The 26,592-nt window shown below is 68.7% G+C and carries 26 protein-coding genes, 1 tRNA gene and 1 pseudogene; 11 read left to right on the top strand and 17 right to left on the bottom strand.

What is annotated here, in order from left to right; translation table 11 throughout:
- Positions 1-5: 5 nt before the first annotated feature.
- The 8 genes and pseudogenes from BUR28_RS08660 to BUR28_RS08625 form a co-directional block, all read right to left on the bottom strand.
- A complete protein-coding gene (locus BUR28_RS08660) occupies positions 6-440 on the bottom strand; it encodes a host attachment protein (RefSeq protein WP_074219758.1) in 435 nt (144 codons plus the stop codon).
- A 71-nt stretch (positions 441-511) separates the two neighbouring features.
- Positions 512-1,366: pseudogene (locus BUR28_RS08655) on the bottom strand (ABC transporter permease); the annotation flags it as partial.
- A 12-nt stretch (positions 1,367-1,378) separates the two neighbouring features.
- Entirely contained in the window at positions 1,379-3,103 is a 1,725-nt protein-coding gene (locus BUR28_RS08650) for an ABC transporter permease (RefSeq protein ID WP_083626538.1), read from the bottom strand.
- The gene (locus tag BUR28_RS08645) at positions 3,100-3,390 is read right to left on the bottom strand and encodes a DUF1330 domain-containing protein (protein ID WP_074219756.1); all 291 of its coding nucleotides are present in this window, start codon (positions 3,388-3,390) and stop codon (positions 3,100-3,102) included. Before BUR28_RS08645 ends, BUR28_RS08650 begins: the two co-directional genes overlap by 4 nt.
- Before the next feature lie 79 nt (positions 3,391-3,469).
- Entirely contained in the window at positions 3,470-4,582 is a 1,113-nt protein-coding gene (locus tag BUR28_RS08640; protein ID WP_074219755.1) for an extracellular solute-binding protein, read from the bottom strand.
- Positions 4,583-4,664: 82 nt separating this feature from the next.
- Positions 4,665-5,762, bottom strand: coding sequence for an ABC transporter ATP-binding protein (locus BUR28_RS08635; protein WP_074219754.1), 1,098 nt, complete (start codon positions 5,760-5,762; stop codon positions 4,665-4,667).
- Positions 5,763-6,154: 392 nt separating this feature from the next.
- Positions 6,155-6,241 (bottom strand) — tRNA-Leu (locus BUR28_RS08630).
- A gap of 135 nt (positions 6,242-6,376) precedes the next feature.
- Positions 6,377-7,756, bottom strand: a complete 1,380-nt coding sequence (locus BUR28_RS08625; protein WP_074219753.1) for a peptidoglycan-binding domain-containing protein — start codon at positions 7,754-7,756, stop codon at positions 6,377-6,379.
- Between the two features lie 111 nt (positions 7,757-7,867).
- Between BUR28_RS08625 and lipB the strand changes: the two genes are divergently transcribed.
- Entirely contained in the window at positions 7,868-8,545 is a 678-nt protein-coding gene (lipB, locus tag BUR28_RS08620) for a lipoyl(octanoyl) transferase LipB (RefSeq protein ID WP_074219752.1), read from the top strand.
- A 78-nt stretch (positions 8,546-8,623) separates the two neighbouring features.
- Here the strand turns inward: lipB and BUR28_RS08615 are convergent, their stop codons facing one another.
- Complete coding sequence (locus BUR28_RS08615) at positions 8,624-8,989, bottom strand: hypothetical protein (protein WP_074219751.1); 366 nt, start codon at positions 8,987-8,989, stop codon at positions 8,624-8,626.
- Between the two features lie 195 nt (positions 8,990-9,184).
- On the bottom strand, positions 9,185-9,643 hold the full coding sequence (locus BUR28_RS08610) for a GatB/YqeY domain-containing protein (RefSeq protein WP_074219750.1): 459 nt from the start codon (positions 9,641-9,643) through the stop codon (positions 9,185-9,187).
- A gap of 182 nt (positions 9,644-9,825) precedes the next feature.
- Here BUR28_RS08610 and carA point away from each other — a divergent pair, with 182 nt between their 5' ends.
- A complete protein-coding gene (gene carA, locus BUR28_RS08605) occupies positions 9,826-10,983 on the top strand; it encodes a glutamine-hydrolyzing carbamoyl-phosphate synthase small subunit (protein WP_074219749.1) in 1,158 nt (385 codons plus the stop codon).
- Between the two features lie 30 nt (positions 10,984-11,013).
- Here the strand turns inward: carA and ptsP are convergent, their stop codons facing one another.
- The 4 genes from ptsP to BUR28_RS08585 all read right to left on the bottom strand — a co-directional run bounded on the left by ptsP (position 11,014) and on the right by BUR28_RS08585 (position 15,690).
- Entirely contained in the window at positions 11,014-13,263 is a 2,250-nt protein-coding gene (ptsP, locus tag BUR28_RS08600) for a phosphoenolpyruvate--protein phosphotransferase (protein ID WP_074219748.1), read from the bottom strand.
- Between the two features lie 11 nt (positions 13,264-13,274).
- Positions 13,275-14,513, bottom strand: coding sequence for an aspartate kinase (locus BUR28_RS08595; protein ID WP_074219747.1), 1,239 nt, complete (start codon positions 14,511-14,513; stop codon positions 13,275-13,277).
- Positions 14,514-14,576: 63 nt separating this feature from the next.
- Complete coding sequence (locus tag BUR28_RS08590) at positions 14,577-15,242, bottom strand: SDR family NAD(P)-dependent oxidoreductase (protein ID WP_074219746.1); 666 nt, start codon at positions 15,240-15,242, stop codon at positions 14,577-14,579.
- Positions 15,243-15,255: 13 nt separating this feature from the next.
- A complete protein-coding gene (locus BUR28_RS08585; RefSeq protein ID WP_074219745.1) occupies positions 15,256-15,690 on the bottom strand; it encodes a DUF1178 family protein in 435 nt (144 codons plus the stop codon).
- A gap of 134 nt (positions 15,691-15,824) precedes the next feature.
- On the opposite strand from BUR28_RS08585, the gene BUR28_RS08580 reads away from it, so the two are divergent.
- Genes BUR28_RS08580 through BUR28_RS08565 form a run of 5 tightly spaced genes read left to right on the top strand, consistent with a single transcriptional unit; the run spans position 15,825 to position 18,530 of the window.
- Complete coding sequence (locus BUR28_RS08580; protein WP_074219744.1) at positions 15,825-16,352, top strand: glutathione peroxidase; 528 nt, start codon at positions 15,825-15,827, stop codon at positions 16,350-16,352.
- The gene (locus BUR28_RS08575; protein WP_074219743.1) at positions 16,349-17,464 is read left to right on the top strand and encodes an acetoin utilization protein AcuC; all 1,116 of its coding nucleotides are present in this window, start codon (positions 16,349-16,351) and stop codon (positions 17,462-17,464) included. Before BUR28_RS08580 ends, BUR28_RS08575 begins: the two co-directional genes overlap by 4 nt.
- On the top strand, positions 17,461-17,664 hold the full coding sequence (locus tag BUR28_RS20605; protein WP_254813715.1) for a 2'-5' RNA ligase family protein: 204 nt from the start codon (positions 17,461-17,463) through the stop codon (positions 17,662-17,664). The genes BUR28_RS08575 and BUR28_RS20605 overlap by 4 nt, the downstream gene beginning before the upstream one ends.
- Positions 17,619-18,005 (top strand): RNA 2',3'-cyclic phosphodiesterase, encoded by a 387-nt coding sequence (gene thpR, locus BUR28_RS08570; protein ID WP_254813714.1) that lies wholly within the window; start codon positions 17,619-17,621, stop codon positions 18,003-18,005. The genes BUR28_RS20605 and thpR overlap by 46 nt, the downstream gene beginning before the upstream one ends.
- 42 nt (positions 18,006-18,047) lie before the next feature.
- Entirely contained in the window at positions 18,048-18,530 is a 483-nt protein-coding gene (locus BUR28_RS08565; protein ID WP_074219742.1) for a hypothetical protein, read from the top strand.
- 9 nt (positions 18,531-18,539) lie between these two features.
- Here BUR28_RS08565 and BUR28_RS08560 read toward each other — a convergent pair whose 3' ends face one another.
- The 3 genes from BUR28_RS08560 to BUR28_RS08550 all read right to left on the bottom strand — a co-directional run bounded on the left by BUR28_RS08560 (position 18,540) and on the right by BUR28_RS08550 (position 21,640).
- Positions 18,540-19,520, bottom strand: a complete 981-nt coding sequence (locus BUR28_RS08560) for a threonine dehydratase (RefSeq protein ID WP_074219741.1) — start codon at positions 19,518-19,520, stop codon at positions 18,540-18,542.
- On the bottom strand, positions 19,513-20,808 hold the full coding sequence (locus BUR28_RS08555; protein WP_074219740.1) for a 3-deoxy-D-manno-octulosonic acid transferase: 1,296 nt from the start codon (positions 20,806-20,808) through the stop codon (positions 19,513-19,515). The genes BUR28_RS08560 and BUR28_RS08555 overlap by 8 nt, the downstream gene beginning before the upstream one ends.
- Positions 20,809-20,878: 70 nt before the next feature.
- The gene (locus BUR28_RS08550) at positions 20,879-21,640 is read right to left on the bottom strand and encodes a DeoR/GlpR family DNA-binding transcription regulator (protein WP_074219739.1); all 762 of its coding nucleotides are present in this window, start codon (positions 21,638-21,640) and stop codon (positions 20,879-20,881) included.
- A 279-nt stretch (positions 21,641-21,919) separates the two neighbouring features.
- Between BUR28_RS08550 and glpD the strand changes: the two genes are divergently transcribed.
- The 4 genes from glpD to BUR28_RS08530 are packed head-to-tail and all read left to right on the top strand — an operon-like array spanning position 21,920 to position 26,592.
- Positions 21,920-23,518, top strand: coding sequence for a glycerol-3-phosphate dehydrogenase (glpD, locus tag BUR28_RS08545; protein WP_074219738.1), 1,599 nt, complete (start codon positions 21,920-21,922; stop codon positions 23,516-23,518).
- A 16-nt stretch (positions 23,519-23,534) separates the two neighbouring features.
- Positions 23,535-24,623: an ABC transporter ATP-binding protein gene (locus BUR28_RS08540; RefSeq protein WP_074219737.1), complete on the top strand. Its 1,089-nt coding sequence runs from the start codon at positions 23,535-23,537 to the stop codon at positions 24,621-24,623.
- 11 nt (positions 24,624-24,634) lie between these two features.
- Entirely contained in the window at positions 24,635-25,723 is a 1,089-nt protein-coding gene (locus BUR28_RS08535; protein ID WP_074219736.1) for an ABC transporter ATP-binding protein, read from the top strand.
- Positions 25,723-26,592 carry a carbohydrate ABC transporter permease gene (locus BUR28_RS08530; RefSeq protein WP_074219735.1) on the top strand — a complete coding sequence of 290 codons (870 nt, stop codon included), beginning with the start codon at positions 25,723-25,725 and terminating at the stop codon, positions 26,590-26,592. The genes BUR28_RS08535 and BUR28_RS08530 overlap by 1 nt, the downstream gene beginning before the upstream one ends.

The following is a 26,592-nucleotide window of genomic DNA, read 5'->3' as shown; positions in this document are numbered from 1 at the left end:
CCGGTTCAGAAAACGATCACATCCTTGAAATGGCGTGGCAGGTCGTCCGTCGCAACCCCCACGATGTCCTTGTCCATGTCCGCGGCAAGCGCGCCCTTGAGGGGGCCGGCCAGCCGGTTCCTCAACTCGCCCAGCATCTTGGGCGGCGCGCTCATCACGAAGCGCGTGAAATCGCCGCGCTCCCATTCCTGCAGGCTCACCTTCAGCACGTCGTCGGCGAACGCCTCGCGGTTCTGCTCGCGCGGGCTGGTCGGCGGCTGGTAGGAATGGCCGCCCATGTCGGGGCCGCCCTGCTCGCGCCCGCGCTGGTCGGAATACTCGATGTTCTGCGCCGCATCGAAGCGCAGGAGTTCGGTGAGGCCCTTGTTGGGGCCGAGATTGACCAGCAGTTGCGCTTCGCGCTCATTGGCCAGCAGGACCAGCGTTTGCAGCGGTTTCATGGGCTCCCTCCTTTGTTCGCGTCACCGTCTTCAACGTAAGAAGCGCCGCGCCGTTTCGCAAAGGGGCGGGATCAACCGGGACTCATGCCCCGCAGTTTCTCGGACCGGCGGCGCAGGACTTCCACCGTGGTCAGAAGCGCGATCGAGATCGCCACGAGGATCGTGGCCACCGCGAGGATCGTCGGGCTGATCTGTTCGCGCAGGCCGGTGAACATCTGCCAGGGCAGGGTCTGCTGGTTGGCCGAGCCCACGAACAGCACCACCACCACCTCGTCGAAGGAGGTGATGAAGGCGAAGAGCCCGCCGGAGATCACCCCGGGCAGGATCAGCGGCATCTGCACCTTGAAGAAGGTCGTCACCGGGTCGGCGCCCAGGTTCGCCGCGGCCCGCGTCAGCGACTTGTCGAACCCCACCAGCGTCGCCGTCACGGTAATGATGACGAAGGGGATGCCCAGCGCCGCATGGGCCAGAACGACGCCCAGATAGGTGCCCTGCAGCCCGATCCGCGAGTAGAAGAAATACATCCCCGCCGCCGAGATGATCAGCGGCACGATCATCGGCGAGATCAGGATCGCCATGATCGCGCGGCGGTAGGGCACGTGCTCCTGGGACAGGCCCACCGCCGCCAGCGTGCCCAGCGTCACCGCCAGAAAGGTCGCCGCCGGCGCGATCTTGACCGAATTCCACAGCGCCTGTTGCCAGTCGGGATTGGTGAAGAAGTCGCGGTAGTGTTTCAGCGAATAGGCGTCGGCCTCGAAGGCCAGCATGCCCGGCGTGAAGGTGAAGAAGTTCTCGGCGTTGAAGCTGAGCGGGATGATCACCAGGATCGGCGCGATCAGGAAGAAGAAGATCAGCCCGCAAAGCACCTTGAACCCGTAATGCCAGATCTTCTGGCCGGTGGTGGCATAGGGCGGCAGGTCCATCTGTGACATGTGTGGTTACCCCAGGCTCACGTTGTCGATGCCCACGAGCTTGTCGTAGAGCCAGTAGAGCATCAGGACCACGATCAGCAGGATCGAGCCCAGCGCCGCGGCGAGGCCCCAGTTGAGCGACGTGGAAATGTGATAGGCGATCCGGTTCGAGATGAACGTCCCGGTCGTGCCGCCGACCAGTTCCGGCGTGATGTAGTAGCCGATGGCCAGGATGAAGACGAGGATGCAGCCCGCGCCGATGCCGGGCACCGATTGCGGGAAGTAGACCCGCCAGAACGCGGTCCAGTTGGTCGCGCCGAGGCTCTTGGCCGCCCGCACATAGGACGGCGGAATGGTCTTCATGACCGAGTAGAGCGGCAGGATCATGAACGGCAGCAGGATGTGGGTCATCGCGACGATGGTGCCGAACTGGTTGTTGATCATCACCAGCCGCGCGTCGTCGGCCACGATCCCGATCCAGACGAGCACGTCGTTGATCACGCCCTGCTGCTGCAACAGCACCTTCCAGGCCGAGGTCCGCACCAGGAGCGAGGTCCAGAACGGCAGCAGCACCAGGATCAGCAGGATGTTCGAGGTGCGCAGCGGCAGGTTCGACAGCAGGTAGGCGATGGGATAGCCCAACAGGACGCAACTGCCCATGATCATCAGGCTCATGAACAGCGTCCGCTCGAACAGCATGATGTAGATCTGCTGGTTCTCGGGCTGGGCGGCGATGCCGTCGGGCGTTTTCTGCAGGTCGACCGACGAGAGGAAGTAGCCCGCGGTATAGTCGGGGGCGAACGCCTGGATCGTCGCCCAGACCTGCGGATCGGCCCAGTCCTCGTCGGCGTCGATATAGAGATCGGCCAGCGGCACGGTCTCGAAGCCTTCGACCGCGTCGTGGGCCGGGGCCAGGATCGCCGCGCTTTCGGGGTCCAGATCGTCGAGCGCGCCGGGGCCGACATGCACGAGGTCGCGGTAGAGCGCGAGGAACACCGGCGCCCAGGCCTCTTCCTCGGCGGGGTTGTCTTCGTCCTCGACCTGGACGATGCGGGCGAACTCGCCATAGGCGTCGGCGGTTTCGGGCAGCACCTCGGCGACGCCCGCCTTGACCTCGAAGAGAGGCGGGACCTGGTCGAAGTCGCGCCCGGCCTCGTCCGCGGCGGTGCGCGCGGCGTTCCAGACCTCGTAATCGGCCAGCCAGTCGGGCGCGGCCATCAGCGTCATCCAGGTCGCGGGCTCTTCCAGCGCGGGCGCGACCTCGATCAGCTGGTCCATGTAGATTTCGCCGAAATCGTCGACCCGCCGCCCGGTCTTGCGGAACAGCGAGGAGATGCCGGTCATTTCGTAGTTCAGGCGGGTGCCGAGGCGGGTATGTTCCTTGCGCTCGGCGGCGGCCACCATGTCGTAGGTGAAGGCCGCCAGCGTGTCGTCGGGCGGCAGGTCGCCGGAATTGTGGTCCCAGTCCTGCAGCGCCTGGGCGGTCCGCGGCAGGGTCTCGGACACGATCTGGTTCTCGACCGAGCGGAACAGCATGTCCGCGATCGGCGCGATGAAGGTCACGAGGACAAAGATCAGCAGCGGCGCGATCAGCGCCAGCGCGCGCAGCTTCTCGGCGCGCAGCGCGCGGCGCAGGCTCTGCTTGAGCGGGCGGCCGTCGGCGGCCAGAACCGGGCCGGTCGCGGGCGCGGCGCTGTGGGCGATGTCCTGACGGCGCCCCGAGGCGCCCGGTCCCGTGGCGATATCGGTCATTCCACCCCCTCGACCAGCACGATGTCGCTTTCGGCGGTGGCATGGCGGATCCGCGCCACCTCCTGGTATTCCGGCGAATGGAAGGCGCGTTTCGCCGTCTCGAAATCGGGGAACTCGATGACCACGTGGCGGTCCTTGACCGGACCCTCGGGCGCCTCGGAGGCGCCGCCGCGCACGATGAACCGGCCGCCGTAGCTTTCCAGGATCGGCGTGTCGCGCCGGATGTAGTCCTGGTAGGCCTCCGGGTCGGTCACGGTGATATGGCCGATGATGTATCCCTTGGGCATCGCGTCTGTCCCCGCAAAACTCCGCCGTCGTCGGCGGCGGGCCGGGCGCGCGCGGCGCGCCCGGCCGGTCAGCCTGCGCTTACTGCGCGAGCCAGGCCTGGAACTTGGCGTCCAGGTCGTCGCGGTAGTCGGCCCACCACTCGAAGTTCTGCAGGAAGGTGTTCTGCGCGTTCTCCGGGTTGGTCGGCATGTGCGGCGCCATCTCGATGCCGAGCTCGGCATGGGTCGAGACCAGCGGCTGCGACGAGTCGCGCGCCGGGCCGTAGGAGATGTACTTGGCCTGGTCGGCCAGCCGCTGGGTGTCGGTGGCGAAGCGGACGAAGTCCTTGACCCGCGCCAGCCGCTCTTCGGGCAGGCCGTCGGGGATGATCCAGCCGTCGAGGTCGAACACCTGGCCGTCCCACAGCATCGCGACGGGCTGGTCCTGCTCCTCGATCAGGCTGAACAGCCGGCCGTTATAGGTGGAGCCCATCACCACCTCGCCATCGGCGAGCAGCTGCGGCGTGTCGGCGCCGGCCGACCACCAGATCACGTCGTCCTTGATCGTCTCCAGCTTGGCCAGCGCGCGCTCCTGGCCTTCCTCGGTCTCGAGCACGTCGTAGATTTCGGCCTTCGGCACGCCGTCGCAGAGCAGCGCCCATTCGACGTTGTTGATCGGGCGCTTTTCGAGGCTGCGCTTGCCCGGATAGGCTTCGGTGTCGAAGATCGCGCAGATGTCGCTCGGCGGCTCGGTGCCCTCGGGGATCATGTCGGTGCGGTAGCCGAAGGTGATCGAGTAGACGATCTGCGGGATGAAGCAGTCGCTGACGATGGTGTCGCCGAAATCGTCGGACGCGGACGTGCCGTCCGGCGCCTCGGCCAGCAGCTCGTCATGGTCGACCTCCATCGCCAGGCCCTCGTCGCAAAGCCGCATCGCGTCGGCCGCGGTCACGTCGACCAGGTCCCAGGTGAGGTTGCCGGCCTCGTTCATCGCGCGCAGTTTGGCGACCGCCTCGTTCGAGCTTTCGTCCCAGACCACTTCCAGGCCCGGGTGCATCTCCTTGTAGGGCTCGGTGTAGGCGTTGACCTGGCTGTTCTGGTAGGCGCCGCCCCAGGACACCAGCGTCATCGAGTCGGCCATCTCCTGCGCCCCGGCCACCGGGGCGGCAAGCATCGCGGCGCCGGTCGTCAGAAGCACGTGTTTGAGTTTCATCGGTAGTCTCTCCTTGTTGATGGCCCGGTTGGTTTGTCTGTGCCCCGCCTGGCCGGGCCGGCGGCGGGGCTTGGACGCGCGCTTAGACATCCAGCGCGCGACAGTCCTGCGGCTGCCACCCGATCTCGATATGCTCGCCGGGTTTCAGCCGGCGCTGATCGGGGGCGTTGCGCGTCTTGATGACGAAATCCTCGTTGCCCGCCACCCGCAGCCGGGTGCGGTAGATGTCGCCCATGTAGATGAATTCCAGCACCTCGGCATGGACGAGGTGCGCGTCGGGGCCCAGCCGCTCGCGGTTGATCTCGACCCGCTCGGGCCGGATCGAGACCACGGTGCGGTCGCCGGGCCGTTTCACGTTGACCGGCTTGGCGTCGATCAGTTCGCCGTCGTCGAGCTCGACAAGGCAGACATCGCCGTTGATCTCCTTCACCTTGCCCATCAGCGTGTTGTTCTCGCCGATGAACTGCGCGACGAAGCTGTTTTCCGGCTCTTCGTACAGCACGTCCGGTTCGGCCAGCTGCTGGATGCGGCCGTCGTCGAACACCGCCACGCGGTCGGACATGGTCAGCGCCTCGACCTGGTCATGGGTGACGTAGACGGTGGTGATGCCGAGATTGTGCGCCAGCCGCGTGATCTCGAACTGCATGTGCTCGCGCAGCTGCTTGTCGAGCGCGCCGAGCGGTTCGTCCATCAGCACCAGCTCGGGCTCGAAGACCAGCGCGCGGGCCAGCGCGACGCGCTGCTGCTGGCCGCCCGAAAGCTGCGCCGGGCGCCGCCCGCCGAAGCCGCCCATCTGCACCATGTCGAGCGCGCGCTGGATCTTTTCCTCGCGCTCGGACTTGCCGATCTTGCGCACCTCCAGCGGGAAGGCCAGGTTCTCGGCCACGGTCATGTGCGGGAACAGCGCGTAGTTCTGGAACACCATGCCGATCCCGCGCTTGTGCGGCGGGATGTTGTTGATCGGCTGGCCGTCCAGCAGGATGTCGCCGTGGGTCGCCGTCTCGAACCCGGCGAGCATCATCAGGCAGGTCGTCTTGCCCGAGCCCGAGGGCCCCAGCATCGTCAGGAACTCGCCCTGGCCGATCTCGAGGTTGAGATCCTTTACGACGAGCGTTTCGCCGTCATAGCTTTTCTGGACGCGGTCGAAGACCACGAACCCGTTGTCCGTTGCAGCGGTCAACCGTAACCCCCTGTTGTGTCGCGCGGTCTCTTGCGCCGCGCTTTTCTGCGGACCCTTCGTCCTTTGCAAAAGACGGTATCACGAGTTTCCCGGAGTGCAACGAAGAACTTGGAAACGATGGGTGGCGCAGAATGGTGCCATGATATCAGCATGTTGCGGCGTCGGTTCTTGCCCTTTCGCCGTGCCGTGCGGGCCGGGTCGGCCGTGCCGGAGGCGGCGATCGGGATGCATGGAAAATAGAATGCGGGGCGCTGAAGGCCAGCCCGCGGCGGCGCGGGGCCGTCGTGCGGCGCGGCAGATGCACAGAATTCGGTCGGTGGTTCGGCCGGGTGCACAGCGCGCTGTCAGGCTGCGCCGCGGGGCGGGCCGATCTGTCGCTGGACGGGAAGGGATGGTGCGGTCGAGAAGACTCGAACTTCCACGGGTGTTACCCCACAGCGACCTCAACGCTGCGCGTCTACCAATTCCGCCACGACCGCACGTGATCTGGTAGTGGGCGGCTACATAGCCGCTTCGCCCGGCGATGTGAAGGGGGATTTTCGCGCTTTCTCGCGGGGCCTGCGGGCGGTGCCGGACGGGGCGGGCGACGGGCCCGCCCCCGGTCGTGTCATGCGTCAGTTGTCGACCGTGAAGGTGGGCAGCGCGGCGGGCTGGGGCGTGCTCGCCACGTCGGGGGCGGCGGCGCCGTCGGACCTGCCGCCCACCCGGTAGGCGGCATTGCGCAGCAGGTCGCTCCGCTCCGGCTGGCCGGGGGCGAAGACCGGCGCGGTGCCGCTCTCGACGGCGCCGAGCGCCGCATCGTACCAGTCGAGCGCGAGGTCCGTCCGCCTGGCGGTGCCGAAGCCCTGGGCGAGGTGGTGGCCCATGAGTTCGGCATAGACCGTCTCGCCCAGCGCCACCAGCAGCAGCCCCGAGCCGATCGCGACATCCATGTTGTCGGTGCGGTAGGCCACCGAGAGGCAGACCTTGGCGGTGCCCGCCAGCTGGGCCGGCGACATGCCGGACTCCAGCACGAAGCCGCGCACGCCCTTCACGACCGTGTCCATCGGGTCGAAGGAGAGCGCGGCGACATGCTCCTTCAGGGCGGGGCCGAAGGCGGCGCATTGCTCGGCGATCTGGTCCGCGCCGACGCCGGTGATCTTGGCGGCGATCTCCTCCCCCCCGGCGATGGCATAGGTGCGCGCGAGGCAGAACTGCTCTTCCAGCGCGAAGCTGGCGTCGGTCATCGAGGCCGACGTGGTGAAGCCGCCATTGGAACTGGTGACCAGGTTGACCTTGTTGCAATGCGAGTTGAGCGACTGCCCGCCGCCCTGACCCAGGAAGGTCGGCAGCGCGGGCTTGGCCGCCCCGTCCGCGCCGGCCGCGGCCGTCGCCGTCACGGCGGGCAGGGTCGACAGGGCCGGGGCCGCGGCCGCGACCGGCCCCTGCGGCGCGGCCTGCGGTTGCGGGTTGATCACGACGGTGGTGCCGGGCTGCGCGGGCGCCATCGGCTGCGTCGCCATCATGCCGCCGGTGGCAAGCTGCTGCTGGTAGGTCTTCAGCAGCCCGCGCGGGCCTTGCGGATTGGCCGCGATCATCTGCGAGGTGCTGGGCCCGCCCGCGATCGCACGGTGGTAGGAGGTGACGAGGAAGTCGCGTTCATAGGGCGTGAGCTTTCCGGTGGCCGGGTACCCCATATGGGCCTGGTACTGCGAGATCGCGTTGCGCGAGTTCCGGCCCAGCACGCCGTCCACGGTGCCGGCCGGGAAGCCGAAATAGTTGAGCGAGGTCTGCACTTCGCGGTTCTGCTCGCGGGTGGCCGACGAGATGCCGGAGGAGGGGCGATAGGTCTTGCGGTAGACCTTCTTCTTCTTGGTCGCCTCATTGATGATCGCGCCGCCGATGATCCCGCCGATGATCCCGCCCGCGATGTCGCCCGCGTCGGCCGCCGCGCGGGAGGCCGGGGTGACGACCAGGCTCGTCGCCACGCAGGCCATTGCAAATTGCTTTTTCATGATGCCATGTCTCCCAAAAAGCGGTCCCCGTCCGCGGGGGCGGCGCGGGCGCCAGAGTGGAAGTAGTGTCGCGGTCAGCCCGCAAAGCTGTCAAGGCTGGAAAGGACGACCATGCGCCCCGAATGGCGAGTATTCGACGGATTGGCGCCCTACGAGGAGACCTGCCGGGAGATGGAGGCGCGCGCCGAGGCGATCGCCGCGGGCCGCGCGGAGGAGGCGATCTGGCTGGTCGAGCACCCGCCGCTCTACACCGCGGGCACGTCCGCCCGGCCGGAGGATCTGACCGACCCGCACAGGTTTCCGGTGTTCCGCAGCCCGCGCGGCGGGCAATACACCTATCACGGACCCGGTCAGCGGGTGGTCTACGTGATGCTCGACCTCGGCCGGCGCGGGCGCGACGTGCGCCGCTTCGTCCGGGCGCTGGAGGCCTGGACCATCGCGGCGCTGGCCGAGTTCAACGTGGTCGGCGAGACGCGGCCCGACCGGGTCGGCGTCTGGGTCGTGCGCCCGGACCTGCGCGCGGGGCCCACCGGCGCGCCGCGCGAGGACAAGATCGCCGCGATCGGCGTGCGTCTCCGGCGCTGGGTGAGTTTCCACGGCCTGGCGATCAACGTCGACCCCGACCTGTCGCATTTCGAGGGGATCGTGCCCTGCGGCATCCGCGAGCACGGGGTCACCAGCCTCGTGGATCTCGGGCTGCCGGTCGGCATGGCCGATCTCGACGTGGCGCTGGACCGCAGCTTCGACGCGGTGTTCGGGATGGTCGGCCACGACCTGCCGCCGGCCTGACGGCGCCTTGCGGGGCAGGGCAGGCGTCGCCCCGGGCCCGCGGGCCCCGGGCGCGCGCCGCCGCCGCGGCCGGACGGCTCAGCGCCTGGAGTTGCGCTCGCTGATGTCCTTCATCGAGGCGCGCCCCTCGATCAGAAGCGAGGGGTCCTCGTCGGGATGCTGCGGATGCTCCCGCTCGTGCAACTCCATCAGGTCCTTTTCGTATTCCTCCGCCTTCAGACGGAAGAACCGCTGCGCGAGATCCTCGTACATCTCGCGCGCTAGCAACAGGCCCATCACCACGCCGGTCGAGATGAAGATGATGTGCGAGTAGATGAAGAAGAACGCGATCAGGTGGCTCACGATCAGGACCAGCGCCGCCCCGCGCAGCGCCACGGCGGGCCACTCGTGCGGTTTCACGGTCCTCGTGTAGTTGTTGACGCTTCGCTTGAGGCTGTTCAGCATCCTCAGGTTCCTGTCTCGATCCCCGGGTCCAGCTTAGCGCCGCCGCCCGGGGGGCGAAAGCGCAAGATGCGTCGCGGCGCCGACCCTGTGTTCGCGCACGACCGTGTATCCCTAGATGGCATCTCCTGCCGCCCCCGCAAGCCCGGTCGGCCACGCGACGGGGGGGGCAGGATGCCGCAGGCCGGTGCGGGGCGCTCAGGCCAGCCGGTCCTTCACCATCGGCCCGACGGTGCCGAAATCCATCCGCCCGGCATAATCGGCCTTCAGCGCCGCCATCACCCGGCCCATGTCGCGGATCGACTCCGCGCCGAGGCCTTCGATCTTGGCTTCGATCGCGTCGTGGATCTCCTGCTCGGTGAGCTGGCGGGGCAGGAAGTCCTCGATCACCGCCATTTCGGCCCGCTCGCTCTCGGCGAGGTCGAGCCGGCCCGCCTCCTCGTAGGCGCGCGCGCTTTCGTGGCGCTGCTTGATCATGCGGCCCAGGATCGCCAGCACCTCGGCGTCGGTGACGCCGTCTTCGCGGCCTTCGCCCCTCAGCGCGATGTCCCGGTCCTTGATCGCGGCGTTGATGAGGCGCAGCGTCGCGAGGCGCTCGGCCTCCTTGTTCTTCATCGCCGTCTTCAGGGCCGTCGCTATGCGGGTTCTGAGATCCATGCCTGTCGCCTTTCGTGCCCGGGGCATCGAGTTGGCGAAAATAGTGCGCCCCCCGGCGGCAGGCAAGCCCGGCGTTTTCTTTCAAGTAATTGAAATTGCGGAATTTTGCTTTTTGCCGCGCCCCTTGATTCTTGCCGCGGCGCCCCCTAGTTTGCGCGCGATCCCCCGCCCGAGGAGTCCCGATGTCGCCCGCCGCCGCCAGCCCCCGCCCGACCGCCTGCCTGACGCTCGCCGACGGGACCGTGTTCTACGGCCAGGGCTTCGGCGCCACCGGCGAGACGGTGGCCGAACTGTGCTTCAACACCGCGATGACGGGCTACCAGGAGATCATGACCGACCCCTCGTATGCGGGGCAGCTCGTGACCTTCACCTTTCCCCATGTGGGCAATGTCGGCGTGAACGCAGAGGACGACGAGACCGCCGAGCCGGTCGCCGCCGGCATGGTGGTGAAATGGGACCCGACCGAGCCCAGCAACTGGCGCGCGGCCGAGCCGCTGACGGCATGGCTGGCGAAGCGGGGCCGAATCGGGATCGGCGGGGTGGACACGCGGCGGCTGACCCGTGCGATCCGCCAGCAGGGGGCGCCGCATGTGGCGCTGGCCCACGATCCCGAGGGCCGGTTCGACATCGAGGCGCTGGTGGCCAAGGCGCGCGGCTTTTGCGGGCTCGAAGGGCTGGACCTCGCCCGCGAGGTCACCTGCGCCCAGAGCTACCGGTGGGACGAGATGCGCTGGGCCTGGCCCGAGGGCTACACCCGCCGCGAGGGGCCGGGGCACCGGGTGGTCGCCATCGACTACGGCGCGAAACGCAACATCCTGCGCTGCCTCGCCTCGGCGGGCTGCGAGGTGACGGTGCTGCCCGCGACCGCCACCGCCGAGGACGTGCTGGCGCTGGACCCCCAGGGGGTGTTCCTGTCGAACGGGCCGGGCGACCCGGCGGCGACCGGGGACTACGCGGTGCCGATGATCCGCAAGGTGCTGGAAAAGGACGTGCCGCTCTTTGGCATCTGCCTCGGTCACCAGATGCTGGCGCTGGCGCTGGGCGCGAAGACGATCAAGATGAACCACGGCCATCACGGGGCGAATCACCCGGTGAAGGACCTGGAAACCGGCAAGGTCGAGATCACCTCGATGAACCACGGGTTCACCGTGGACAGCCAGACCCTGCCCGAGGGCGTGAAGGAAACCCATGTCTCGCTGTTCGACGGCTCGAACTGCGGGATTCGGATGACCGACCGCCCGGTGTTCTCGGTCCAGTATCACCCCGAGGCGAGCCCCGGGCCGCAGGACAGCTATTACCTGTTCGAACGTTTCGCCGCGGCGATCGCCGAACGCGCCTGAGGCGGCTGGGCGGCCGGCGGTCGCGGGTCGCTACTCGCCCCGGCGGCGCAGCCAGTCCATCACCGCGGGCCGCACCGATTGCGCGCCGCTGGCGCGGGCAGCGTCGATGACCGCGCGGGCCTCGCCGAGATCGCTCTTGCGCAGCATGTGCTTGACCGGGCCGATGGAGGCGGGGCGCATCGACAGCGTGCGGAACCCCATCGCGGCGAAGCACAGCGCCTCGACCGGGCGGCCGGCGTCCTCGCCGCAGAAGCTCAGCGGCGTGTCGGTATCCTCGCAGCGCTTCACGATCTGTTCGAGGAAGGTCAGGAAGCTGACGTTGAGCGTGTCGTAGCGGCGGCGGACGCGCTCGTTCTCGCGGTCGGCGGCGAAGAAGAACTGTTTCAGGTCGTTGCCGCCGATCGAGATGAAATCGGCCATCTCGTAGAACTGGCGCGGCGCGAAGGCCATGCTGGGGGTTTCCACCATCGCGCCGATCTCGACCTTCTCGGGCAGGGCGCGGCCCAGCCGTTCCTCGCGGTCGATCTCGCGCAGCAGGTGGTCGCGGGCGGCGCGGAATTCGTCGAGCTGGGCGATGAACGGGAACATTACCGTCAGCGGCCGGCCGTTCGCCGCGCGGATCAGGGCCTGAAGCTGCATCCGCATCATGCCCGGCCGGTCCAGGCCCACCCGGATCGCGCGCCAGCCGAGCGCGGGGTTCGGCTCGTCCTGCGGCTTCATGTAGGACAGCACCTTGTCCGAGCCGATGTCGAGGGTGCGGAAGACGACGCGCTTGCCCTGGGCGGCATCCATCACCCGCGAGTAGAGCGCGGCAAGCTCGGCCCGGCGCGGCACCTGCGGGCGGGTCAGGAACTGCAGCTCGGTGCGAAAGAGGCCCACCCCCTCGGCGCCGGAACTGTCGAGCGAGGGCAGGTCGGCCATCAGCCCGGCATTCATGTGCAGGCCGATCCGCGTGTCGCACAGCGTCAGCGCGGGTTCGTTGCGGATCGTGGTATAGCGTTTCTGCGCCTTGGCCTGCATCGCCATCTTGTCGGCGAAGGCGTTGGCCACGCTTTCCTCGGGGCGCAGATGGACCACGCCCTGTTCGGCGTCCAGCAGGATCGGGTCGCCGTTCAGCGCCTCGGCGGTGATCCGGCCGGCATGGATGACCAGCGGGATCGCCAGCGCACGGGCGACGATGGCGGCGTGGCTGCCGACCGAGCCCTCTTCCAGCACGATGCCGCGCAAGCTGCGCCCGTAATCCAGCAATTCGCCGGGCCCGATATTGCGCGCGATCAGGATCGGGTCGGCCGGGCGCTCGGCGCCGGTGCGTTCGCCCTGGCCGGTGAGGATGCGCAAGAGCCGGTTCGAGAGGTCGTCGAGATCGTGCAGCCGCTCGCGCAGGTAGGGGTCGGGCACGGTCTGCATCCGGGCGCGGGCGGCGGATTGTTCCTTTTCCACGGCCGCCTCGGCGGACAGGCCGCGGGCGATGTCCTCCTCCATCCGGCGTTTCCAGCCGCGGGAATTGGCGAACATCCGGTAGGCTTCCAGCACCTGGAGCTGGTCCTTGTCGGTGCCGGGGGCGGCGTTCAGCATCTCGTCGACGGTGACGCGCAGCCGGTCCACCGCCGCGTGCAGGCGGGCCAGTTCGGTGTCGGGGTCGTCGGCGATGGGGTTGGCGATGACCACGCGGGGCTCGTGCAGCCAGACATGGCCCACGGCGACGCCCTCCTGGCCCACGGTGCCCTGGATCATGACCGGGCGCTGGTGCAGCGCGGCCAGCGCCTCGCCCTCGCCGACGAAGGCGCCGAGCTCGGTCATCTCGGCCAGCACCATGGCGACGACTTCGAGGGCGTACACCTCGTCCTCGGAATACTGCCGGCCCTGCTTGGACTGGACGACCAGCACGCCCATGCGCTCGCCCAGCCGCTGGACCGGGACGCCGAGGAAGGACGAGAATATCTCCTCGCCGGTCTCGGGCATGTAGCGGAAGCCGCGTTCCTGCGGGGCGTTGCCGGTATTGACGTGGCGGGCGGTCTTGGCCACCCGGCCCACGAGGCCCTCGCCGATCCTGAGCCGGGTCTGGTGGACCGCCTCGGGTTTCAGCCCCTCGGTCGCGCAGAGTTCCAGCGTGTCGGCATCGCGCAGCAGGTAGATCGAGCACACGTCGGTGCCCATCTGCTCGGCGATGATGCTGGTGATGCGGTCAAGCCGTTCCTGGCCCGCGCCCGGCTCGGCGAGGGCCTCGCGCAGGCGGCCGAGCAACCTGCGGCTGGCGCTGTCGGTCTGGTCCTCGGGCATCGGCCCCCGTTTCAGTTGGCGCGGTCCAATTCGAACGCATCATGGAGGGCCTGAACGGCGAGTTCCATATATTTGCGGTCGATCAAAACGGAAATCTTTATCTCCGAGGTTGTAATGACCTTGATGTTGATTCCTTCGGCGGCCAGCGCATCGAACATCCGCGAGGCGACGCCGGCGTGGCTGCGCATGCCGATGCCGACGACCGAAACCTTGGCGACGTCGGTATCGGCGACGAGCTCCTGGAAATCGATTTCGCCCGCGCCCTTGGCGGCGTTCATCGCCTCTTCGGCCCGGGCCACCTGGTTGACCGGGCAGGAGAAGGTCATGTCGGTGCGGCCCTCCTCGGAAATGTTCTGCACGATCATGTCCACGTTCACGCCGGCCTTGGCCAGCGGGCCGAAGATCGCCGCGGCGATGCCGGGGCGGTCCGCGACCGAGATCAGCGTCATCTTCGCCTCGTCGCGCTGATAGGCGACGCCCGAGACCACGTTCTGTTCCATGATTTCCTCCTCGTCGCAGACGAGCGTGCCGGAATTGTCGTCGGTATCCTCGAAGCTGGAGAGCACCCGCAGCTTCACCTTGTAGCGCATCGCCAGTTCCACGGAACGGGTCTGCAGCACCTTGGCGCCGAGACTGGCGAGTTCCAGCATTTCCTCGAAGGCGATCCTATCCAGCCTGCGCGCCTTGTCCTCGATGCGCGGATCGGTGGTATAGACCCCGTCCACATCGGTATAGATGTCGCAACGGATGGCGCCGAAGGCGGCGGCGAAGGCCACGGCGGTGGTGTCCGAGCCGCCGCGGCCCAGGGTGGTGATCCGGCCCTCGGGGCTGATGCCCTGGAACCCGGCGACCACGGCCACCCGCATGCCTTCGGCGAATTTCTGGTCGATATTGGCGCGCGGGATCTCCTCGATCCGGGCGGCGGAATGCGCGCTGGAGGTTTTCAGCGGCACCTGCCAGCCCTGCCAGCTGCGGGCGGGCACGTCCATTTCCTGCAGCGTCAGCGCCATCAGCCCGGCGGTCACGTTCTCCCCGGAACTGACCACGGCGTCGTATTCGCGGGCGTCGAAGAGCGGCGAGGTCTCCTCGACCCAGCCGACCAGTTCGTTGGTCTTGCCGGACATGGCCGAGACGATGACGATGACGTCATGGCCGCGCTCGACCTCGCGCTTGACCTTGAGGGCGGCGTTCCTGATGCGGCCGAGATCGGCCACCGAGGTGCCCCCGAATTTCATCACCAGAACCGGCATTGCCCGCCTTCTGCGCCCCCCGCCTGCACTTCCGGCCCCCTCTAGGCCAAGGCCCGGCCAAGCTCAATAGGAATGCGGGCGGCCGTCCCAGGTTTCGAAACAGCCCGTGGTGTCGAGGCTCAGCACCTCGAAGCGCGCGCGCAGGCCGGCCGAGGCGTCGGCCACGTCGATATCGGCCCCGGCGCCGCCCATGTCGGTCCGCACCCAGCCGGGGTGATAGATGCCGACCGCGATGCCCATCGGTTTCAGATCGGCGGCCAGGTTGCGGCCGAGATTGACGGCCGCCGCCTTGGACGCGCGGTAGATGTAGGAGCCGCCCGGCGCGCGTTCCGAGGAGGCCATCGTCGAGGAGATCACCGCGATCCGCGGCCGCGCGGCCAGCCGGAGGTTCGGCAAAAGCGCCTGGATCGTCAGGAAGACGCCGGTCACGTTGGTGGCGAAGGTCTGCGCCCACATCGCCGGCGGATAACCGGTCTCCAGCGCCTCGTGCTTGTCCAGGAACTGGCCGGCGTTGCAGATCAGCAGGTCGACCGGCTGGGCCGACAGCTTTCCGGCCAGCGCCTTCTGCTGCTTCGCGTCGGTCACGTCCAGCGCTTCCCAGCGCGCGCCGTCCACCCGCGGCGCATCGTCGGCGCGGGTGGTGCCGATGGGCGAGAGGCCCTCGGCGGCGTAGTCCTGCAACAGGCGCAGCCCGATGCCACGGTTTGCGCCGGTGATCAGCGGGGTCATGGGGGCGGCTCCTTCAGTTCGTCTTGCGACCGGGGGGGAAGGGCAGGGGCGCGACCGGCACGCCGTCCTCGACGAGTTTCTTCGCCTCGTCGAGACGCGCCTCGCCATGGATCGGACGGTGCGGGATCAGCCCGTCATGCATGTCGCGCGCCTCCTGCGCGAATTTCGGCCCCACATAGTCGGACTGCGTCTCGATCTTGCGCTTGAGTTCGGCGAGCGCCTGTTCGGCGGGGCCCTTGGTGCGGGCCAGCGGGCGGTCGGGGGCGGGCGCCGGGGGCGTGCGCTCGGTGCTGACGCTTGGGGCCATCAGGCTTTTCTCGACGCGGTCGCTGCCGCAGGTCGCGCAGACGATCATGCCGCTGGCGCGCAAGCTGTCGAAGGCGTCTGCCGACTGGAACCAGCTGTCGAAACGGTGGCCATCGGCGCAGGTGAGCGTGTAGCGGATCATACCGGAACCATAGCACGGTCTAGTGCGCGATAGATAACCGCTGGCGCGCCGAATGCAACGCCGCCGCCGGTGCTTGACCGGGCGGGGCGCCGCGATACCTCCCCTGCACAACCTGACGCCAAGGATGCCCGACCATGCGCCGCATGACCGCCGCCCTCGCCCTGACCCTCGGCCTCGCCGCGCCGTCCGCCGAAGCCGCCCAGGGGTTCCGGTTCGACTCGATCGACGGGGGCGAGATCGCGCTGGACGGTTTTCGGGGCCAGCCGGTGCTGGTGGTCAACACCGCCTCGCAATGCGGGTTCACCCCGCAATATGACGGGCTGCAGACGCTGCACGACCGCTACGGGGCCGAGGGGCTGGTGGTGCTGGCGGTGCCGTCGGACGATTTCAAGCAGGAACTGTCCAGCGAGGCGGCGGTCAAGGAATTCTGCGACGTCAATTTCGGGCTGACCCTGCCGATGACCGAGATCACCCATGTGAAGGGGGCCGACGCGCACCCGTTCTACAAGTGGCTCAAGGCCGAACACGGCTTCGCGCCGCGCTGGAATTTCAACAAGGTGCTGATCGGGCCCGAGGGCGAGGTGGTGGACACCTACGGTTCGCTGACCAAACCCACCTCGCGCAAGGTGACCCGCAAGATCGAGGCGCTGCTGGCGCGGTGACGCCGCTTTTCCTCGGGGCGGAGATCTACCGGGGCTCGTCCTACGGGGCATGGCATCCGCTGGCGATCCCGCGGGTATCGACGGTGATGGACCTGGGCCGGGCGCTGGGCTGGCTGGGTCCGGCGAACTATCGCGCCTCGCCGCGGGCCAAGCCGGCCGCGCTCGCGCTCTGGCACGACCCTGCCTATCTCGCCGCGCTGGAGCGCGCCGAGGCCCGCCAGCGGGTGGCGGCGGAGGAGCGCGCGCGGTTCGGCCTCGGCACGCCGTCCAACCCGGTTTTCCCCGAGATGTTCCGCCGCCCCGCGACGGGGGCGGGCGGGGCGCTGCTGGCGGGCGAATTGCTGCGCGATGGCGGGGTGATCCATCACCCGGCCGGCGGCACCCATCACGGGCAGAAGGGCCGGGCGAGCGGGTTCTGCTATCTCAACGACCCGGTGCTGGCGATCCTGTCGCTGCGGCGGGCAGGCGTCACGCGCATCGCCTATGTCGATATCGACGCCCATCACCCCGACGGGGTCGAGGCCGCGTTCCGCGACGACCCCGACGTGCTGATGATCTCGGTCCACGAGGAACGGCGCTGGCCGTTCACCGGGGCGCTGGGCGATGCGGGCGTCGGCAATGTCTTCAACCTGCCGGTGCCGCGGGGGCTGAACGACACGGAAATGGCGGCGATCCTCGCGCGGTTGATCCTGCCGCGCATCGAGGCGCAGGCGCCCGAGGCGATCGTGCTGCAATGCGGGGCAGATGCTCTGGAGGAGGACCCGCTGGCGCGCTTGTCCCTTTCGAACAATTCGCTCTGGTCCGTGGTGGCGGCGCTGAGGCCGGTCAGCCCCCGCTATCTCGTTCTCGGCGGGGGCGGATACAACCCGTGGTCGGTCGCCCGGGCCTGGGCGGGGGGCTGGGCGGTCTTGAACGATTTCGACATTCCCGACATCCTGCCCCCGGAGGCGCAGGCGGTGCTGCGCGCCTTGGTCTGGCCACGGCAACGGGCGGGGTGGTCGCCGCCCGACCGCTGGGCGAGCACGCTGCGCGACCCGCCGCGGCCGGGGCCGGTCCGCCCCGAGATCGCGGCGCGCCTCGATCACCTGTCGACCCGGAGGGCCCCGAGATGATCCGCGCCTTTGCCGCCATCGACCTGCCCGGCGCGGTGCGCGCGGCGCTGGTCCGCGTGCAGGCGACGCTGCCGGTCGGGCGGGTGACGCCCGAGGAGACTCTGCACCTCACGCTGGTGTTCCTGGCGACCTGTCCGAACCCGTTCTGGAGGACGTGCATCTTGCCTTCCAGGCCGTCCACGCGCCCGCGTTCGACGTGACCCTGGAGGGGCTGGCGATGTTCGGCCACGGCACGCCCAGGAACGTGCATGCGGGCGTGGCCGAAAACCCGGCGCTGCGCCACCTGCAGGCCAAGCTGGAACAGGCCGCGCGGAATGCCGGCGTCGCGGTCGAGCGGCGCCGGTTCACCCCGCATGTGACGCTGGCGCGGCTCAGGCCCGGCGCGGTCGACCGGCCCCGGCTGGAGCGCGCGGTCGCCGCCGGATCGGCGTTCCGCGCCGGTCCGTTTGCCGTCACCGGGTTCGGATTGTTCCGCTCCGACCTGGGGCGCGGCGGGGCGCATTACCGGGAACTGGAGCGATACGCGCTTTACCCCTCGTAAAAGCGCCCGTGTCTCCCATATCCTGCGAAGGAGGGGGGAGACATGATGTGGAGCATTTCACCCGGCGAGGGGCTTGGCCCGCTGCGGTTGGGCATGACGCAGGACGCGGTGGCCGCGCTGCCGATGATGGGCAAGCCCCAGCACGTCTATCGCGGGTCGGGCGGCCAGCAGATGGAATATCGCGGGCTGCGCCTGCCGATCTGTGAATACGAGACCGGGGTTCTCACCCGGATCGTGACGGGGCGCCATGTCGCGGGCGTCCGCTTCGAGGGCATCGACCTGTTCGACGGCGACCCCGAACAGGTCACCAGGCGGCTGGAATCGGCGCTGGGGCCGGCGGCGCTGTGCAACGAGCAGCTGTGCTTTCTGAAGGGCGGGATTTCGCTGGGCGGCTTCTACGACGCGAACGACCACGACTTCTTCGCCCCCGAGATCGAGTATCACGACGAACGCTGCGTGACGCTGTATGCCCCCGGCGCCTGTCCGGGCGATTGCCGGGAGGGCGAGCCGCTCAGCTTTCTCTGAGCCGGTCGGTTACAGGTCGGGCAGGCCGCCGGACATCACGCGCAGGAACCAGTCGGTGTCGATGTTGCCGCCGCAGAGGATGACGCCCGCGCGCTTGCCCGCCATCATCCCGCGTTCGGCCATCAGCGCGGCGAGGGGCGCGGCGCCCGCGCCCTCGGCCACGTTGTGGGTGGCGCGGAAGTAGAGCCGGATCGCCTCGGCCACTTCGTCGTCGGACACCGCGACGATGCGCTCGGCGCCGCGGGCGTAGATCTCGAACGCCTCGGCCACTGGCACCCGCACCGCGATCCCGTCGGCGAAGGTTCGGGCGGTTTCGGTGTCCACGAGATCGTTCGCCGCCATCGAGCGCAGCACGCAATCGGCGTTTTCCGAGACCACGCCGACGACGCGCGTATCCAGCCCCAGCGCGTCGCGCGCCGCGATCACGCCGCAGATGCCCGAGCCGCAGCCGATGGGCACGTAGACGGTGTGCAGGTCGGGCTGCGCGGTGAAGAATTCGAGCGCGTAGGTCGCCACGCCGCGGACCAGTTCGCGGTGGAAGGGCGGCACGAAATGCAGCCCCTCGGTTTCGGCCACGCGGTGCGCCTCTTCGCGGGCGGTGTCGAAATCGGCGCCGTGCACAACGAGATCGGCCCCGAAGGCGCGCATCGCCGCGTTCTTCTCGACGGAATTGCCCTCGGGCACGTAGACCCTGGCGACCATGCCCGCAGCGCGCGCCGCCAGCGCCTGGCCCTGCCCGTGATTGCCGCGGGTCGCGGTGACGATGCCGGGGCAGTCGGGCTGCGTGCGTTTCAGCCAGTCGATGAAGGTGAAGGCGCCGCGCACCTTGAACGCGCCGGTGGGGGTGTGGTTCTCGTGCTTGACCCAGACCTCGGCGCCGATTTCTTCCGCAAGCAGCGGCCAGGCATATTGCGGGGTGGCGGGCATGCGGGCTTGGACGAACGCTGCCGCCGCCTGCAACTCGTCGAGGGTGAAACAGGGGTCAGCCATGGGCGCTGCTTTCGTCGGAGGCGGGCGTGGCGAGGGCCGGTTCGCCGGTCAGCCTAGCCAGTTCCTGAAGGATCGGGTCGAGCCCGGTGCCGGCGGCGCGCAACTCGGCGATCACCTCGCGCGCCCGCCCTGCCATCGCGGCCTGGGCCTCGGCATCGAGCGACGAAAGCGCCGCGGCGATCGCGTCCGCGCCGTCCACCTCTCGGGCGGCGCCGGCGGCATCGAGCGCGGCGAACACGCGGGCGAAATTCGCGACATGGGGCCCGTGCAGCAGCGCCGAGCCGTGGGCGGCCGGTTCGAACGGCGTATGTCCGCCCTTGTCGACCAGCGAGCCGCCGACGAAGGTGAGGCCCGCGCGCCGATACCACAGCGCCATCTCGCCCATCGTGTCGGCGAGGTAGACCGGCGTGTCCGGCCCCGGCAGTTCGCCGGTTGAGCGGGGGGCGTGGGCCAGCCCCGACCGGGCGATCTCGTCCGCGATCTCGGGGGCGCGGCGCGGGTGGCGGGGGGCCAGGATCAGCCGCAGGTCGGGGTCCGTCGCGTGCGCCCTGGCAAAACCGGCCAGCACGACGCGCTCTTCGCCCTCGTGGGTGGAGGCCGCGAGCACGGTCTTGGCACGCGGAAACAGGGGCGCGAGGCGGGCAAGCGCGGCGGGGTCCGCGTCGGTCGCGGGGAGGTCGGCGGATTTGAGGTCGACGACCGGCCCGGCGCGGGGGGCGTCGAGCCCCAGGGCGATGAAACGGTCCCGCGAGGCGGCATCCTGGGCGGAGAGAAACGCGACCCTTGCCAGCATCGGGCGGATCAGGCCGGGCAGGCGGGCCCAGCGGGCGGCGCTTTTTCGGGAAAGGCGCGCCCCGACGACCAGCACCGGCCGGCCCAGCCGGGCCATCTCGGCGATGCGGTTGGGCCAGAGCTCGCTTTCCACCAGGATCAACGCGTCGGGCCGCCAGGCGGCGAGGAAGCGGCGCAACGTGGGGCGGTAATCGAGCGGCGCGAGGCGGACGGCGACGCGGTCGAGCCCCCAGCCCGCGACCAGCGCGCGGCCGGTTTCGGTGTTGCACGTCACGACCAGGCGCGCGTCGGGAAGCCGCGCGAGGATGCGCTCGATCAGCCCCCTGGCCGAGGCGAGTTCCCCGTTCGAGGCGCCGTGAAGCCAGAAGAGGGGGCCGGGCGGCCGGTCCGCCGGCCCGTTGCCGCCCAGCCGTTCGGCCCGCGCGTCCGGCTCCCGCAAGAGGCGCAGCGCGACCACGGGCGCGGCAAGCGTGAGCAGGAGGCGGTAGGGCGGCATGGGGGCGGTCCGGGCGGGAGAGCGACGGCCAAGGCTTACGCAAGCGCTTCCGCGCTGACAAGGCGCGGGCTCAGGCGCAGACCACGATCTCGGTCCCCCAGTCGGTGCAGCGCCGGGCGAGGTCGGGTGCGAGCGGGCGGTCGGTGAAGAAGGCGTCGATCGCGGCGAGCGAGGCGATGCGCGCGGGCGCCGAGCGCTGGAACTTGGAGTGGTCGGCGACGAGGAAGGTGCGCCGCGACTGGCGCAGGATCGCCTGGCTGACGCCCACCTCCTGGATGTCGAAATCCAAGAGGTCGCCATCGGCGTCCAGCGCCGAGCAGCCGATCACCGCGAGGTCGAACTTGAACTGCCGGATCGTTTCCGAGGCGAGATTGCCGATCAGCCCGCCGTCGGAGCGGCGCAACGTGCCGCCGGTGACGATGATCTGGCAGTCGCGGTTGGCGACCAGGATGTTGGCGACGTTCATGTTGTTGGTCACCACCATGAGATTGAGGTGGTGCATCAGTTCCTGCGCCACCGCCTCGGTCGTGGTGCCGATGTTGAGAAACAGCGAGATGTCGGAGGGCACGCGGGCCGCGCAGCCCCGCGCGATGGCGCGCTTCGCCTCCTGGTTCAGCGAGCGGCGCTCCTCGTAGCCGATATTCGTGGTCCCCGACGGCAGGATCGCGCCGCCGTGGACGCGTTCGAGCCGCCCGGCCTCGGCGAGTTCGGTGAGGTCGCGCCGGATCGTCTGAAGCGTCACGCCGAAATGCTCCGCCAGCCCCTCGACCGTGACCTTGCCCTCGCGCCGCGCGATCTCGAGGATCCCGGGATGGCGGATGGTTTGCGACATGCGTTCGTTCCTTTTCGCGCAGGTTCGCATGGGTGGGCCGCCGGCTCAACAGGTCTGCTGTCCCGGCCGTGGCGATGCGGGCCGGGCCGTCCTGCCGGGGATTTCGGAGGTGAGTGGGCCGTCGATTCGAGTGGCGGGCGTCGGGGGCGGTGCCGGGCGCGACTGCAAGCAGTTGAGATCGCGTGCTTTCCCGAAAGCGAAAACGAACGAAAACAAGAGTCTTTCCTTTTGGGGGCGGGTGCGGCATAACGTCGGGGTGCTGCGCAAGGGGAGGGATGCGTGACGGCTGCCACCGATCAAACGGTCGATCTCTTCGTCATCGGCGGCGGGATCAACGGCTGCGGGATCGCCCGCGACGCCGCCGGGCGCGGGCTGACCGTGCGGCTCGCCGAGATGAACGACCTCGCCTGGGCGACCTCGTCGGCCTCGACCAAGCTCTTCCACGGTGGGCTGCGCTACCTTGAATATTTCGAGTTTCGGCTGGTGCGCGAGGCGCTGATCGAGCGTGAAACGCTTTTGCGCGCGATGCCGCATATCAGTTGGCCGATGCGATTCGTTTTGCCTTATCATAGGGATATGCGTTTCGAATCCGCGACGCCAACCTCGCGGCTGCTGGCGCGGGTCATGCCCTGGATGAAGGGGCGCCGCCCGGCCTGGCTGATCCGGCTGGCGCTGTTGCTCTACGACACCCTCGGGCCGCGCAAGATCCTGCCGGGCACGACCACCCTCGATCTGGCGGACAGCCCCGAGGGGGCGCCGCTGCAGGACCGGTTCCGCAAGGCCTTCGAGTATTCCGACTGCTGGGTGGAGGATTCCCGCCTTGTCGTGCTGAACGCCCGCGACGCGGAAGCGCGCGGGGCCGAGATCCTGCCGCGCACGCGGGTATGCTCGGCCCGGCGCGAGAACGGCCTTTGGGTCGTCGAAACGCAAAATACCGAAAGCGGCGCGCGCCGCGTTCACCGCGCCCGGGCCCTGGTCAATGCCGGCGGTCCCTGGGCGGGCAAGGTGATCCATGGCGTCATCGGGCTGAACGCGCAGGACAATGTGCGCCTGGTGCGTGGCAGCCATATCGTGACCCGCCGCCTTTACGACCACGACAAGTGCTATTTCTTCCAGGGCGCCGACGGGCGGATCATCTTCGCGATCCCCTACGAGCGCGATTTCACCCTGATCGGCACCACGGACGCCGACCACGAGGACCCCGACGCACGCCCCGAATGCACGCCGGAGGAGCGCGACTACCTGCTCGACTTCGCCAACCGCTATTTCCGCGACCCGATCGGGCCCGAGGATATCGTCTGGACGTTTTCCGGCGTCCGCCCGCTTTACGATGACGGGGCCTCCAGCGCCACCGCCGCCACCCGCGACTACACGCTGAAGGTCGAGGAGGCGGGCGGCGCGCCGGTGCTGAACGTCTTCGGCGGCAAGATCACGACGTATCGCCGTCTCGCGGAGGCGGCGCTCGACCGGCTTGCGCCCTATTTCGAGGGCTTGCCCGGCCACTGGACCGCCGGCGTGCCTCTGCCCGGCGGCGATTTCCCGGTGGAGGGGGGCGCGGCGCTGGTGGATGGCCTGATGGCCGACTATCCGTTCCTGAGCCGCGGCTGGGCGGATCGCCTGGTGCGCGCCTACGGCACCGAGGCGCGCGACATGCTGGGCGAGGCGCGCAGCGCAGCCGAGCTCGGCCAGGATTTCGGGGCGACGCTGACCGCCCGCGAGGTCGACTGGCTGATGGCGCGGGAATATGCGCGGACCGCGGAGGACGTGTTGTGGCGGCGCGGCAAGCTGGGGCTCAGGCTGTCCGGCGAGGAGGCCGCCACGCTGCAGGAGTGGATGGACAGGCGGCGGCGCGACCGGGCGCCGGCGGCCGCGGAGTGAGGGGTAGGGGAGGAGCATGACGCTGGAACTCAAGGGCGTGACCAAGCGGGTCGGCGCCGAGACGCATATCCACCCGACGGACCTGAGGCTCGAGAAGGGCACGATGAACGTGCTCTTGGGCCCGACGCTTTCGGGCAAGACCTCGCTGATGCGGCTCATGGCCGGGCTCGACGTGCCGAACGAGGGGCGCATCTTCTGGAACGGCGCGGACGTCACCGGAATGCGGGTGCAGGACCGCAAGGTGGCGATGGTCTACCAGCAGTTCATCAACTACCCTACCCTCAGCGTGTACGAGAACATCGCCTCGCCGATGAAGCTGATTGGGGTGGCGAAGGGCGAGATCGACGCCCGCGTGCGCGAGACCGCCGAGTTGATGAAGCTGACGCCGATGCTGGAGCGGAAACCGCTGGAGCTGTCGGGCGGGCAGCAGCAGCGCTGTGCGCTGGCGCGTGCGCTGGTGAAGGATGCGGGGCTGGTGCTGCTGGACGAGCCGCTGGCGAACCTCGACTACAAGCTGCGCGAGGAATTGCGCGTGGAGATCCCGCGCATCTTCGAGGCGTCGGGCGCGATCTTCGTCTATGCCACGACCGAACCCGAGGAGGCGCTGCTTCTGGGCGGGAACACCGCGACGCTGTGGGAGGGACGGGTGACGCAGTTCGGCCCCACGCCCGAGGTCTATCGCCAGCCGGTGGACGCGACGACCGCGCGGGTGTTCAGCGACCCGCCGATGAATTTCCTCCCGGTCTCGAAGACCGGCGGCAAGCTGATGTTCGGCGACGGCCAGTCCGCGCCGGCGACCGGCAAGCTGGGCGAACTGGCCGACGGGCGCTACACCGCCGGGTTCCGGCCCAACCACCTGGAGATCATGCAGCACACCGCGGACGCGATGGAATTCACCGCGCGGCTGGTGGTGACCGAGCTGACCGGGTCCGAGACCTTCGTGCATCTTGACCATCACGGGGAACGCTGGGTGGGGCTGATCCACGGGGTCCACGATCTCAGCGCCGGGGAGGACCTCCAGGTCCATCTCGACCCCGCCCATGTCTACGTCTTCGGCGAGGACGGCCGGCTGGTCGCCCCCGCCGCCTATGCGCTTGCGGCCTGAGGGAGGAACGGATGGCCCGGATCACGCTCGACACGCTTGCCCATTCCTACCTGCCCGCGCCCAAATCCGATGACGATTGGGCGCTGAAGAAAATGACCCATGTCTGGGAGGACGGGGCGGCCTATGCGCTCTTGGGCCCCTCGGGCTGCGGCAAGTCCACGCTCTTGAACATCATCTCGGGGCTTCTGGAGCCCAGCCGGGGCCGCATCCTGTTCGACGACGCCGACATGACCCACGCCCCCACGACCGAACGCAACATCGCGCAGGTGTTCCAGTTTCCGGTCGTCTACGACACCATGACCGTGCGCGACAACCTGGCCTTCCCGCTGCGCAACCGGGGCCGCGACCCGGCCTATATCGCCGAGCGGGTTCAGGCCATCGCGAAGATGATCGGGATGGAGAACGAGCTGGACCGCAAGGCGCGGGGGCTGACGGCGGATGCCAAGCAGAAGATCAGCCTCGGCCGCGGCATGGTGCGGCGCGACGTCAACGCCATCCTCTTCGACGAGCCGCTGACGGTGATCGACCCGCACATGAAGTGGGAGCTTCGCACGCAGCTGAAATCGCTGCACCGCGATTTCGGCCACACGATGATCTACGTCACCCACGACCAGACCGAGGCGCTGACCTTCGCCGACAAGGTGGTGGTCATGTATGACGGCCGCGTGGTGCAGATCGGCACGCCCGAAGAGCTGTTCGAGACGCCCGAGCACACCTTCGTGGGCTATTTCATCGGCTCGCCGGGGATGAACGTGCTGCCCGCGCGGGTCGAGGGCGACCGCGCCTATATCGACGGGGCCGAGGTGCCGCTGGCGCATGGCTACGGCGCGCTTTCGGGCAAGGTCGAGATCGGGGTGCGGCCCGAATTCGCCCGGCTCTCGGCGCGGGACGGGCTGCCGGTCAAGGTGCGCCGGGTGGAGGACGTGGGCCGGCACAAGATCGTGCGCGCCGAGTTCTTTTCCCACGAGATCAATATCATCGCGCGCGAAGAAGACGAGATCGGCGCGGACATGACCCGCGTGACCTTCGATCCTGCCCGGGTCAACGTCTATGCCGACGACTGGCGCGTGGCGCCCGACGCGCTGGGGAGGGCCGCCTGATGGAGAAGACGACCAATCACAAGGCGTGGTTCCTGGTGCTGCCGGTGCTGGTGCTGGTCGCGTTCTCGGCGGTGATCCCGCTGATGACCGTGGTCAACTACTCGGTGCAGGACACGTTCGGGCAGAACCAGTTCTTCTGGGCGGGGCTGGAATGGTTCCGCGAGATGCTGGAGTCCGAGCGCATGTGGAACGCGCTGGGCCGGCAGGTGATCTTCTCGGCCACGATCCTGGCGATCGAGGTGCCGCTGGGCATCTTCGTGGCGCTGAACATGCCCAAGAAGGGCATCTGGGCCAGCGTCTGCCTGGTGCTGATGTCGTTGCCCTTGCTGATCCCGTGGAACGTGGTCGGCACGATCTGGCAGATCTTCGGCCGCGTCGATATCGGCCTGCTGGGCTATACGCTCGACAAGATCGGGATCGACTACAACTACACGCAGGACGCGGTCGATGCCTGGATCACCGTCATCGTGATGGATGTCTGGCACTGGACGTCGCTGGTGGCCCTTCTGGCCTATGCGGGTCTGCAATCCATCCCCGACGCCTATTACCAGGCCGCCAAGATCGACCAGGCCAGCCGCTGGAAGGTGTTCCGCTATATCGAACTGCCCAAGATGGCGGGCGTGTTGATGATCGCGATCCTCCTGCGGTTCATGGACAGCTTCATGATCTATACCGAGCCCTTCGTGGTCACCGGGGGCGGGCCCGGCAACGCCACCACCTTCCTGTCGATCGACCTGGTGAAGATGGCGCTGGGGCAGTTCGACCTCGGCCCCGCGGCGGCGTTCTCGCTGATGTATTTCCTGGTGATCCTGCTGATCTCCTGGGTGTTCTACACGGTGATGGTCAATATCGACCGGAAGGGGGGCTGA

The organism is Rhodovulum sp. ES.010 (genome assembly GCF_900142935.1).
GTDB lineage: Bacteria > Pseudomonadota > Alphaproteobacteria > Rhodobacterales > Rhodobacteraceae > Rhodovulum.
This window is presented reverse-complemented; position numbering and strand designations above follow the sequence as displayed.

Excerpts from the sequence above, each read along its gene's own strand:
- BUR28_RS08660 (WP_074219758.1), bottom strand. The coding sequence starts at position 440 with ATGAAACCGCTGCAAACGCTGGTCCTGCTGGCCAATGAGCGCGAAGCG.
- BUR28_RS08650 (WP_083626538.1), bottom strand. The coding sequence starts at position 3,103 with ATGACCGATATCGCCACGGGACCGGGCGCCTCGGGGCGCCGTCAGGAC.
- BUR28_RS08645 (WP_074219756.1), bottom strand. The coding sequence starts at position 3,390 with ATGCCCAAGGGATACATCATCGGCCATATCACCGTGACCGACCCGGAG.
- BUR28_RS08640 (WP_074219755.1), bottom strand. The coding sequence starts at position 4,582 with ATGAAACTCAAACACGTGCTTCTGACGACCGGCGCCGCGATGCTTGCC.
- BUR28_RS08625 (WP_074219753.1), bottom strand. The coding sequence starts at position 7,756 with ATGAAAAAGCAATTTGCAATGGCCTGCGTGGCGACGAGCCTGGTCGTC.
- lipB (WP_074219752.1), top strand. The coding sequence starts at position 7,868 with ATGCGCCCCGAATGGCGAGTATTCGACGGATTGGCGCCCTACGAGGAG.
- BUR28_RS08615 (WP_074219751.1), bottom strand. The coding sequence starts at position 8,989 with ATGCTGAACAGCCTCAAGCGAAGCGTCAACAACTACACGAGGACCGTG.
- BUR28_RS08610 (WP_074219750.1), bottom strand. The coding sequence starts at position 9,643 with ATGGATCTCAGAACCCGCATAGCGACGGCCCTGAAGACGGCGATGAAG.
- carA (WP_074219749.1), top strand. The coding sequence starts at position 9,826 with ATGTCGCCCGCCGCCGCCAGCCCCCGCCCGACCGCCTGCCTGACGCTC.
- ptsP (WP_074219748.1), bottom strand. The coding sequence starts at position 13,263 with ATGCCCGAGGACCAGACCGACAGCGCCAGCCGCAGGTTGCTCGGCCGC.
- BUR28_RS08595 (WP_074219747.1), bottom strand. The coding sequence starts at position 14,513 with ATGCCGGTTCTGGTGATGAAATTCGGGGGCACCTCGGTGGCCGATCTC.
- BUR28_RS08590 (WP_074219746.1), bottom strand. The coding sequence starts at position 15,242 with ATGACCCCGCTGATCACCGGCGCAAACCGTGGCATCGGGCTGCGCCTG.
- BUR28_RS08585 (WP_074219745.1), bottom strand. The coding sequence starts at position 15,690 with ATGATCCGCTACACGCTCACCTGCGCCGATGGCCACCGTTTCGACAGC.
- BUR28_RS08580 (WP_074219744.1), top strand. The coding sequence starts at position 15,825 with ATGCGCCGCATGACCGCCGCCCTCGCCCTGACCCTCGGCCTCGCCGCG.
- BUR28_RS20605 (WP_254813715.1), top strand. The coding sequence starts at position 17,461 with ATGATCCGCGCCTTTGCCGCCATCGACCTGCCCGGCGCGGTGCGCGCG.
- BUR28_RS08565 (WP_074219742.1), top strand. The coding sequence starts at position 18,048 with ATGATGTGGAGCATTTCACCCGGCGAGGGGCTTGGCCCGCTGCGGTTG.
- BUR28_RS08560 (WP_074219741.1), bottom strand. The coding sequence starts at position 19,520 with ATGGCTGACCCCTGTTTCACCCTCGACGAGTTGCAGGCGGCGGCAGCG.
- BUR28_RS08555 (WP_074219740.1), bottom strand. The coding sequence starts at position 20,808 with ATGCCGCCCTACCGCCTCCTGCTCACGCTTGCCGCGCCCGTGGTCGCG.
- BUR28_RS08550 (WP_074219739.1), bottom strand. The coding sequence starts at position 21,640 with ATGTCGCAAACCATCCGCCATCCCGGGATCCTCGAGATCGCGCGGCGC.
- BUR28_RS08540 (WP_074219737.1), top strand. The coding sequence starts at position 23,535 with ATGACGCTGGAACTCAAGGGCGTGACCAAGCGGGTCGGCGCCGAGACG.
- BUR28_RS08535 (WP_074219736.1), top strand. The coding sequence starts at position 24,635 with ATGGCCCGGATCACGCTCGACACGCTTGCCCATTCCTACCTGCCCGCG.
- BUR28_RS08530 (WP_074219735.1), top strand. The coding sequence starts at position 25,723 with ATGGAGAAGACGACCAATCACAAGGCGTGGTTCCTGGTGCTGCCGGTG.